Here is a 9,793-nt window from a genome sequence, read left to right as displayed (position 1 = left end):
TTGGTCACTCAGTCGTGTGTTGCTGTCGCTACGCTTTCGCACAGATAAATTGCCACAGGACGTGGCGTTCTTAGACTGAGTTCCTCTATTTCAGCGGGTGTCTGGACACCCGTTGAAAGAAGTTAAAAAAACCCCTTCACTTAAAGACAAGTAGAAGGGGTCACGTAACTTATACGCTAAACCGTTCTCTCATCTGTCAAAGATAAAATCTTTGGGTGATTTGGCACCTTTTCACTTAGTGATGGTTGCCGGGCTTCATAGGGCACTTCCCTCCGCCGCTCTTTATAAGAGTTCGATATATTTATATTTTTTAGTATATTCGTACTTTACCACGTGAGTAAAGTTCAGTCAATTGATTTTTTTAACAATTCGTATAAATATGGTACGGATTGAAAGGCATAAACCTTTTCCGTCACTTCTCCGCCTTCACATACAAGTAAACACGGTACACTTTCAATTTTATTCTCATAAGCGATTTGCTCGATAAAATTAATATTCGCTTTACCAACCTGTAGCTGTGGCAGCAATTGCTCTACAACCGACATCATTTTCGATGCAACTACACACGTTCCACACATTGGCGTATATAAATAAAAAGCAGCTTTTTCACCAGACTGGATAGCCGCGTCCCACTGCTCTTTTGACCATTCTTCCATCTTTTTCACGCAACCTTACAAAATATATTCATTATGGATTGAGAAATGTGCACGAAGCAAAATCGCCGCTAGCACCTTCCTCGGAGTTGTCTCAACTTCCTTATATGTTGGCATTGTACGTAAATGCTCAGCCTCTGGATAATGTCTGTCCATTAATGCTCGTAGCTTATCACCCGATGTATCTGCATCAAAAAATGTATAAAGCTCACAGCCTTCATATGGATCGAGTAACTCTTCTAATTGATGCACACCAATTGTACCATTCGTGCAAAGTATTTTAACATGTTCATTTAAAATAGGTTCAATTTGAAGCTTATCCGAACGGCCTTCTACAATTAAGCATTTCCCCTCGAACATAACGCCACCCCCGTTTAGACATATCCCTTATCATTCATTATATCAATAAATCTTGTCTTTGATACTGTTAGACACCTATTGATATGGGAATATACTTGCATTCACCCTCATCGACTATGCTGGCAGGATGAATGAAGATAATAAAAAACGTCGGTAGTTTCCGACGTTTTTCTATTACAGGCTTGTCTTACAGGCTTGTATTATTCTGCAATCATTTCATCGTATTGCTCAGCTGTCATAAGTTTTTCAACTTCTGATGCATCAGCAGGCTCTACAACGACCATCCATGCTTTTTCATATGGTGATTCATTAACGAATTCTGGGCTATCTTCTAAATCTGCATTTACTTCAACTACTGTACCTGAGATTGGTGCATATAATTCAGAAACTGTTTTTACAGATTCTACGCTACCGAATGGATCATCTGTTTTGATTTCGTCGCCAACTTGTGGAAGTTCAACGAAAACGATATCTCCAAGTTCAGATTGTGCGAAGTGAGAAATACCGATACGTACTTTACCATCTTCCATTTTTACCCATTCGTGCTCTTCAGAGTATCGTAAGTCTTTAGGTGTGCTCATGCAAAAAACCCCTCCATAAATATGTAATATATTCACTTTCAGTGTGCCATACTTCTTCCATAAAAACAAGATTAAAAGCGATTAAAAGCAGTTATTTCCAAGCTTGCTCAAAATCTGATTCTTTAAACCCTAAAGTAACTTTATTTCCATCAGTTACAATCGGACGTTTAATTAACATACCATCTGATGCAAGCAGTTCAAGCTGCTCCTCTTCAGTCATTTCAGCAAGTTTATCCTTCAAGCCAAGCTCGCGATATTTCATACCAGAAGTATTAAAAAATTTCTTTAAAGGTTGTCCACTTGCTTGCCATAAGTTTGATAATTCGTCCTTTGTAGGCGTTTGTTCGACAATGTGTACCTCTTCGTATGAAATTCCATTGTCATTTAGCCATTTTTGAGCTTTTTTACAAGTAGTACATTTAGGATATTGAATAAATTGAATCGTCATTTATAAGGCTCCTCTACTATCTTTTTAGGACACTATATTTTCAGCGTCCCCCTCATTTTCTGTAGTATACCATCATAACCGGTACGAACCAAAATGAAACAATTACTTCATAACGGAATAGAGCGGAGGTTGATTTCCGTTCCAGGCTACTCGCTTTCCTGTGGGCGAGCGTCGAGCCGCTTCCTCCGCTACGCTTCGTGCAGGGTCTCGCCTGTCTCGCTTTTCCACGGGAGTCAAGTAGCCTTCCACTACAATCAGCAATAGTGTAGAACTTTTATTAAATTTATGTATTTCAAAAGTGAACGCTCTGGCAACCAACGCACCATAATTGAATAGATCATAACAGTGACGTAATTGTACTTTTCGTTATTGCCCTTCACTTTCGCACAGACAAAACCCTTTTGCTATAAAACGACATGTCAGAGGATAAATGCTATGCTAATTAGTTGATTAGAGTGAAGACTGGACGACACAATAAAGTTAAAGGATTCGCACACAATTTTGTATGAATCCTTTTTTTCTCTTTGGAAGGTGGATGTCGATATAATTCAAAAGTTGGGTGATAAAACGTGAAAGTTGATCGATAAAACTCAAAAGTTGGGCGATAAAACTGAAAAGTTGATCGATAAAATTCAAAAGTTGGGCAATAAAACGGAAAAGTGCTCCGATAAAACTCAAAAGTTGGATGACATTTGGATGCCCCCAGGAAATCACCTCCTCATTTTGCAAGAGCCATACTATTATTTCCAACAAAAAAACCTAGCTATCACATCTCTGCGGATAGCTAGGTTAACCTGCGATATTAAACTACAAATTTTTCTGCTTCAATTAATTTAACAGAAGCTTCACGTTTCTTCACGATTAAGTTGTATGGGTTGTTGCGAGTTAATTTACGTAGTGCAGACAATGTCATGCGTGCAGCGTCGCCGTCTGCTGAAGCAAGAATCGTATCTTTTGCTTCTTTTTCAATTTCTGCAAATGCTTCTTGGCAGAAGATTTGAGTGTACAGTAACTTTTGATGAGCTTTTTCAGCACCGTCACGAGCAATCGCTTTTTCTGTACGCAATACAGCAGATTCCATAGCAAATAGTTGGTTTGCGATATTTGCAATCTTCACTAATACTTCTTGCTCTTGATCAAGCTTCGCGCCGAAGCGTTGTGCTGCTAAACCTGCTGCCAATACAGCAATTTTCTTCGCATTTTTCACAAGATATTTTTCCTGTGCTAACGGCTCTGTGCCTACATCCTCAGGCATTAACATAAGAAGTTCTTGCTGTAAATTTTGAGCGACTTTTAGTAATGGTAATTCGCCTTTTAATGCCTTTTTCATAAATGTACCTGGTACAATCATGCGGTTAATTTCATTTGTACCTTCAAAAATACGATTAATACGAGAATCACGGTAAATACGTTCTACTTCGTATTCAGCCATAAAGCCGTAACCACCATGTAATTGAAGCGCTTCATCTGCAATATAATCTAAAGTCTCTGAACCAAATACTTTAGCAATAGAACATTCAATCGCATACTCAGCAATAGCACCAGCAATCACTTTCCCTTGCTTTTGCTCCTCTGGGCTTAGTTGACTTAAGCGGTCCTCAAATAAACCTACTGTACGGTAATTTAATGACTCAGATGCATATAATTGTGAAGCCATAGTCGATAATTTTTCTTTTGTTAGATTGAAATCAGACAGCTTCGTTTTAAACTGCTGACGTTGATTTGTATATTGAATAGCAAGCTCTAATGCACGCTTCGAGCCACCGATTGTTCCAACCCCTAATTTATAGCGACCGATATTTAAAATATTAAAGGCAATAACGTGTCCGCGACCTACTTCACCTAAAAGGTTTTCTACAGGTACTTCTGCATCTTCAAGTATTAATGTACGTGTCGATGAAGATTTGATCCCCATTTTTTTCTCTTCTGCGCCAACTGAAACGCCATTGAAGGCACGTTCTACGATAAATGCTGTGAATTTATCGCCATCGATTTTTGCATAGACAACAAATACATCTGCAAAGCCTGCATTTGTAATCCATTGCTTTTCACCATTTAAAATATAGTGTGTCCCTGCATCGTTTAACTTTGCAGTCGTTTTTGCACCTAATGCATCAGAACCTGAACCTGGCTCTGTTAATGCGTAAGCAGCGATTAATTCACCTGACGAAAGCTTTGGTAAATACGCCTTCTTTTGATCTTCATTTCCGAATAGGACGATTGGTAAAGAACCAATACCTACATGTGCACCATGTGTAATAGAGAAACCGCCAGCAACAGACATTTTTTCTGCAATTAATGCAGAAGAAACTTTGTCTAATCCTAGACCTTCATATTCTTCAGGTACATCTGCGCTTAGTAAGCCGAGTTTACCTGCACTTTTTAGTAGGCGAACCGAATGCTCAAATTCATGGTTTTCTAAATTTTCAACGACTGGTAACACTTCATTTGCTACATACTCTTCAGTAGTTTTAGCAATCATCTTATGCTCATCTGTGAAATCTTCTGGTGTAAATACACGATCTAACTCCACATCTTCAATAATAAATCCGCCGCCTTTAATGAAATCCGTTGTTTTTTCTGTCATTCAAAATTCCTCCCTATGCATCTATTAGTAATAGTTTTTATCCCCAATATATAGAAAAGCTTGAAGTACTGTGTTCGGAGGCAACCAGAAACGTAGCACTCCAAGCTGATCTAGCAAAAATTATAGAAGTTCAAATACTCCCGCAGCACCCATACCGCCGCCGATACACATTGTCACGACACCATATTTCTTACCTTGACGCTTCAATTCATGAATAAGCTTTAATGTTAAAATAGCTCCCGTTGCACCAAGTGGGTGACCTACGGCAATTGCTCCACCATTGACATTTACTTTGTTTTGGTCGATACCTAAATGACGTACGACTTGTAAAGATTGTGACGCAAATGCTTCGTTAATTTCCCATAAATCAATGTCATCTATTGATAAGCCTGCAATTTCAAGTGCTTTCGGTACTGCCACGATTGGGCCAATACCCATCACCTCAGGAGGTACTCCACCCACTGCAAAGCCTAAAAACTTCGCCATCGGTTTAAGCCCTTGCTTTTCAGCTTCCTCACGATCCATCACAAGTACCGCTGCTGCACCGTCCGAAGTTTGAGAAGAATTACCAGCTGTAACACTCCCCTTAACATGGAAGGCTGGACGAAGCTTTGCTAAACCTTCTACAGATGTACCTGGACGTACACCTTCATCCATGCTAAACGTGAATTTTTTCACCTGTGGTTTGTTGTTGTCATCTACATAATGTTGCTCCACTTCGATTGGTACGATTTCATCATTGAATTTGCCTTCTTTAATCGCCTTTTCTGCAAGCTCATGTGAACGAACAGCAAATGCATCCTGATCTTCTCTACTTACATTGTATTGACGTGCCACTTCCTCAGCTGTGTGCCCCATCCCCATATAATATTGAGGAGCAGTTTCTGCTAACGTTGGATTTAAGCGAGGCGTATTGCCAACCATTGGCACCATACTCATAGACTCGACGCCACCAGCAAGAATTGCCTTAGAATGTCCTAGCATAATACGCTCTGCTGCAAAAGCAATTGCCTGTAAACCTGAAGAACAGAATCTATTAATTGTCTGCGCTGGCGTTGTATCTGGTAATCCAGCAAGCGCTCCAATATTACGTGCTACGTTCATGCCCTGCTCAGCTTCTGGCATTGCACACCCTAAAATTAAATCGTCAATCGGACCTTCATAGCCCGCTCTTTTTAATGTTTCTTTGACAACAACCGCTCCAAAATCATCTGGTCTAACGGTTGCTAAAGAACCTTTCTTCGCTTTCCCAATCGGAGTTCGTGCTCCTGCTACAATAACGGCTTCACGCATCGTATAAATCCCCCTTTGTTTCATGTGCAAGTATGGTCATTTCAGTCATAAAGTTAGTTACGCAGTGGTTTTCCCTTTAAAAGCATGTGCTGCATTCTTTGTTGAGATAATGGATCTGCTACTAAGCTTAGGAACGCCTCACGCTCAAGGTTTAATAGGTATTGTTCATCTACTAATGTGCCATATGGAACTTTACCACCAGCAATGACATACGCTAATTTTTTAGCGATTTTTAAATCGTGTTCACTAATATAGCCTGATTCAAACATTCCTTGCGCACCGATTAATAGCGTACCGTATCCTGATGCACCGACTACAGGAACTTTCGTAGGTACAGGCGGTAAATAGCCAGCTTCAAAAAGCGCTAGTGCAGCTTGTTTTGCATCATATAGTTGGTGATCTGGGTTAACAGAAATCCCGTCAGCAAAGTTTAAGAAGTTATTTTCACGTGCTTCTTCACCAGATGTCGAAACTTTCGCCATCGCAACCGATTCAAATACTTTATTAGCAATATGTTGATAGTCTACCTCAACGCCATTTGGTAACCCTTTGAGGAATTTTTGGTAAAGTGCTTTATTACCGCCACCGCCAGGAACTAATCCTACACCGACTTCGACTAAGCCCATATACGTTTCCATTGTTGCTTGAATATGTGCGGCTGGTAAGCAAACCTCTGCTCCGCCACCAAGTGTCATAGCAAAAGGCGCTGCCACAACAGGCTTGCGAGAGTATTTAATCTTTTGCATCGCATCTTGGAATGCTTTAATAACGAAATCTAGTTCAAAAATATTATCATCCTGTGCTTCTACTAAAATCATTCCTAGATTTGCACCAACACAGAAGTTTTTCCCTTGGTTACCGATGACTAAGCCTTTATAGTTCGCTTCTACTTCATCGATTGCAAAGTTAATCATTTGGATAATGTCTAAGCCAATTGCATTTGATTGGGAATGGAATTCAAGTAATGCAATTCCATCACCTATATCTATTAAACTAGCACCTGTATTTGATTTAATAACACCGTGCTTTTTCTTATAGCGTTTTAAGTTAATTTCCTTTTCATTGACTGGCACTTTTACGTATTCAGAGCCATTATAATAGGCAAGTTCACCGTCCATGTCTGAATAGAAAGTTTCAAAGCCGCTTGCTAACATATCTTTTACGAATGCCGGCACCTCACGACCTTCTGCCTCCATTTTAGCTACAGACTCTTTGACGCCAATTGCATCCCATATTTCAAATGGACCTTGCTGCCAGCCGAAGCCCCATTTCATAGCATTGTCAATGGCAACAATATCATCAGCAATTTCACCGTGGAGCTGTGCAGAGTAGATTAGCGTCGGAGCGAAGATACCCCATAATAACTCTCCGGTACGATCCTTAGCATATGTTAATGCTTTCACTTTATTTGCTAATCCACGTGTTTGTTTTGCCATTTCGATAGAAGGTGTTTTTAACTTTTTAGCAGGGCTATATTCTAAAGTGTTTGGATCAATTTCAAGGATTTCTTTACCTTGCTTTAAGAAGAATCCTTGACCTGATTTTGCTCCGAGCCAGCCGTTTGTGACCATTTTCTGTAAGAATTCGGGTACTGCAAATACTTGCTGCTCTTCACCAGTTGTTTGATCATAAACGTTTTTCGCTACATGGATAAATGTATCTAAACCAACAACATCCAACGTTCGGAAGGTTGCAGATTTCGGACGACCAATTAGGGGACCGGTTACAGAATCCACCTCACCAACTGAATAGCTACCCTTCATCATTTCTTGTAAAGTAATTAGTAAACCGTACGTTCCGATACGGTTGGCAATGAAGTTCGGTGTATCCTTAGCAAGTACGACACCTTTCCCAAGTACATCTTCGCCAAATGTTTTCATAAAGCTGACAACTTCTGGCGCTGTTGTGTTTGCTGGGATGACTTCAAGTAATTTTAAATAGCGTGGCGGATTGAAGAAGTGAGTTCCTAGGAAATGCTTTTTAAAATCTTCTGAACGCCCTTCTGCCATTGCATCGATACTTATGCCAGATGTGTTTGAACTAATAATTGTGCCTGGCTTACGTACAGCATCAACTTTTTCATATAAGTTTTGTTTAATCGCTAAATTTTCAACAACAACTTCAATAATCCAATCTACATCTTTTAATTTCTCTAAATCGTCCTCAAAGTTACCAACCGATAGTAGTGATAAATTTTTCTTAGAAGTAAGTGGTGCTGGCTTTTGCTTTAATAACTTTTGAAGAGCTCCGTTGACGATACGATTTCTTACAGCAGGATGCTCTAAGGAAAGCCCCTTCGCTTCTTCCTCTTTTGTTAGTTCCTTCGGTGCAATGTCTAATAATAATGTTGGAATACCGATGTTTGCTAAATGTGCTGCAATTCCAGAACCCATTACCCCAGAACCTAGAACAGCTGCTTTTTTAATGTTGTACGTCACAAGCAATTCCCCCTTATTCTCCCATTGAATGAATAGCCATTCATTTTTTGACCAAAAAAATATCAAGTTTACCTTAGTGTATTTTTGTCCAGAATTTGAATTGGTCTAGCTCGATTCAAATTTAGTTGTTTTCTGTGACATACAACTAAGGCTTATCTCCGTTCAACTACCATTTTAGTTTTTGAGGTACTATTTTCCGCTGAATGAAGATAAAACTACTTTTTCTGTTTTTAGTGTAGAATATTTTGTTTCATTTAGCAATCTTTTTTCACCAATTATTTTTGCAATATACAACTTTTTTCGTTTTTTACGAGCGAAAACAAGACAATAAGCAGATAGCGATTATTCCAAACAGAAAACTTTCAGGTTGCGTCAAAAATGTGTAAAATGGAAAGCGAGGAGAGTGAAATACTAATGAAAACAATTACAACTGCTGACCAATTTAACGAACTGATCTCTGGTGATCAAAAAGTTCTAGTGAAATTTTACGCTGGATGGTGCCCAGATTGCACACGCATGAATATGTTCATCGATCCAATTATCGAAGAGTACAACCAATTTGACTGGTATGAACTTAACCGTGATGAGCTTCCAGAAATTGCGGACAAATATGATGTAATGGGTATTCCAAGCCTACTAATTTTCCAAAACGGTGAAAAATTAGCACATTTACATAGCGCTAATGCTAAAACACCTCAGCAAGTTACAGATTTCTTATCTGAACAAAAATAATTAACTAGGCTAAAATAGCAAAGTTAATGTAGAAGGTCTACTGAGCTGTGGCGAAAGCGAAGCTTCAGCCGCAAGCAACAGATTCCTTATCTGCACAAAAATAATCGAAAAACGGAGCTGCATTTCTTTTTGAAATGCGGCTCTTTTTAGAAAGGAGATTATGATGGGCCAACAATTGTCGCTACTTGGAAAATCACAATATGATGCAGCCATTTCACCCAACTATCGTAATTCCGCTTGTGGACCTACAACTGTACACGTAATTTTAAACTACTTTGAAGATCAAGCTCCTTCGGTAAATGAGCTTTATAAACTTCTCGGTGGCACGAAAATTGGGTTATTTAAGTGGCGTCTAATTCGCAATCTTCGGCGGCTCCGTCCGACATGGGATATTCGTAATTGTACTTTAAAGGAGGCTATGCAAGAAATAGATGCAGGGCGACCTGTCGCCATACGCTTTGACCGCTATTTTAGCCTGAATTGGTTCGATAAAAGGGCTGCCTTCGCGTATCATTGGGTACCTAACCTGTTACAACAAATTTAAACAAAACTATACAGACCTGTATAGAAGCATAGATTTATAACAGAATACCCTTCGTATCAAGTGATTGGTGCGAACTCCACGTTAATTGCTTTTAACTCCTAAAGCCTTGTGACCAAAGCGGAGCTGGAAACGGCAGACGCAACGGTGCGAAAGCAGA

Annotated in this window: 9 protein-coding genes and 1 riboswitch; of the genes, 2 read left to right on the top strand and 7 right to left on the bottom strand. The window is 39.5% G+C overall.

What is annotated here, in order from left to right; genetic code table 11:
• Positions 1 to 186: 186 nt before the first annotated feature.
• Positions 187 to 291, bottom strand: a riboswitch (SAM riboswitch).
• Between the two features lie 53 nt (positions 292 to 344).
• The 7 genes from ACQKN2_RS24500 to ACQKN2_RS24470 all read right to left on the bottom strand — a co-directional run bounded on the left by ACQKN2_RS24500 (position 345) and on the right by ACQKN2_RS24470 (position 8,360).
• On the bottom strand, positions 345 to 656 hold the full coding sequence (locus ACQKN2_RS24500; protein WP_427417249.1) for a thioredoxin family protein: 312 nt from the start codon (positions 654 to 656) through the stop codon (positions 345 to 347).
• A 15-nt stretch (positions 657 to 671) separates the two neighbouring features.
• On the bottom strand, positions 672 to 1,013 hold the full coding sequence (locus tag ACQKN2_RS24495; RefSeq protein ID WP_079561464.1) for a toprim domain-containing protein: 342 nt from the start codon (positions 1,011 to 1,013) through the stop codon (positions 672 to 674).
• 200 nt (positions 1,014 to 1,213) lie between these two features.
• Positions 1,214 to 1,594, bottom strand: coding sequence for a glycine cleavage system protein GcvH (gene gcvH, locus ACQKN2_RS24490; protein WP_427417248.1), 381 nt, complete (start codon positions 1,592 to 1,594; stop codon positions 1,214 to 1,216).
• Positions 1,595 to 1,685: 91 nt separating this feature from the next.
• Positions 1,686 to 2,042, bottom strand: coding sequence for an arsenate reductase family protein (locus ACQKN2_RS24485; protein WP_427417247.1), 357 nt, complete (start codon positions 2,040 to 2,042; stop codon positions 1,686 to 1,688).
• Positions 2,043 to 2,844: 802 nt separating this feature from the next.
• On the bottom strand, positions 2,845 to 4,629 hold the full coding sequence (locus ACQKN2_RS24480) for an acyl-CoA dehydrogenase family protein (protein WP_427417246.1): 1,785 nt from the start codon (positions 4,627 to 4,629) through the stop codon (positions 2,845 to 2,847).
• 120 nt (positions 4,630 to 4,749) lie between these two features.
• Positions 4,750 to 5,922: an acetyl-CoA C-acetyltransferase gene (locus ACQKN2_RS24475; protein WP_323648210.1), complete on the bottom strand. Its 1,173-nt coding sequence runs from the start codon at positions 5,920 to 5,922 to the stop codon at positions 4,750 to 4,752.
• Between the two features lie 53 nt (positions 5,923 to 5,975).
• Positions 5,976 to 8,360: a 3-hydroxyacyl-CoA dehydrogenase/enoyl-CoA hydratase family protein gene (locus ACQKN2_RS24470; RefSeq protein WP_427417245.1), complete on the bottom strand. Its 2,385-nt coding sequence runs from the start codon at positions 8,358 to 8,360 to the stop codon at positions 5,976 to 5,978.
• A gap of 378 nt (positions 8,361 to 8,738) precedes the next feature.
• On the opposite strand from ACQKN2_RS24470, the gene ACQKN2_RS24465 reads away from it, so the two are divergent.
• On the top strand, positions 8,739 to 9,092 hold the full coding sequence (locus ACQKN2_RS24465; RefSeq protein ID WP_427417244.1) for a thioredoxin family protein: 354 nt from the start codon (positions 8,739 to 8,741) through the stop codon (positions 9,090 to 9,092).
• Positions 9,093 to 9,255: 163 nt separating this feature from the next.
• Positions 9,256 to 9,636 (top strand): C39 family peptidase, encoded by a 381-nt coding sequence (locus ACQKN2_RS24460; protein ID WP_427417243.1) that lies wholly within the window; start codon positions 9,256 to 9,258, stop codon positions 9,634 to 9,636.
• Positions 9,637 to 9,793 lie beyond the last annotated feature (157 nt).

The sequence above is a fragment of the Lysinibacillus sp. NPDC093688 genome (genome assembly GCF_050280145.1).
Lineage (GTDB): Bacteria > Bacillota > Bacilli > Bacillales_A > Planococcaceae > Lysinibacillus > Lysinibacillus xylanilyticus_B.
Note: the sequence above shows the minus strand (reverse complement) of the source record. Positions and strands in the feature narration are given on the sequence as shown.

Bases quoted from the DNA above. Each gene is read 5' to 3' on its own strand.
- ACQKN2_RS24480 (WP_427417246.1), bottom strand. From the start codon at position 4,629: ATGACAGAAAAAACAACGGATTTCATTAAAGGCGGCGGATTTATTATT.
- ACQKN2_RS24460 (WP_427417243.1), top strand. From the start codon at position 9,256: ATGGGCCAACAATTGTCGCTACTTGGAAAATCACAATATGATGCAGCC.
- ACQKN2_RS24495 (WP_079561464.1), bottom strand. From the start codon at position 1,013: ATGTTCGAGGGGAAATGCTTAATTGTAGAAGGCCGTTCGGATAAGCTT.
- ACQKN2_RS24485 (WP_427417247.1), bottom strand. From the start codon at position 2,042: ATGACGATTCAATTTATTCAATATCCTAAATGTACTACTTGTAAAAAA.
- gcvH (WP_427417248.1), bottom strand. From the start codon at position 1,594: ATGAGCACACCTAAAGACTTACGATACTCTGAAGAGCACGAATGGGTA.
- ACQKN2_RS24475 (WP_323648210.1), bottom strand. From the start codon at position 5,922: ATGCGTGAAGCCGTTATTGTAGCAGGAGCACGAACTCCGATTGGGAAA.
- ACQKN2_RS24500 (WP_427417249.1), bottom strand. From the start codon at position 656: ATGGAAGAATGGTCAAAAGAGCAGTGGGACGCGGCTATCCAGTCTGGT.
- ACQKN2_RS24465 (WP_427417244.1), top strand. From the start codon at position 8,739: ATGTGTAAAATGGAAAGCGAGGAGAGTGAAATACTAATGAAAACAATT.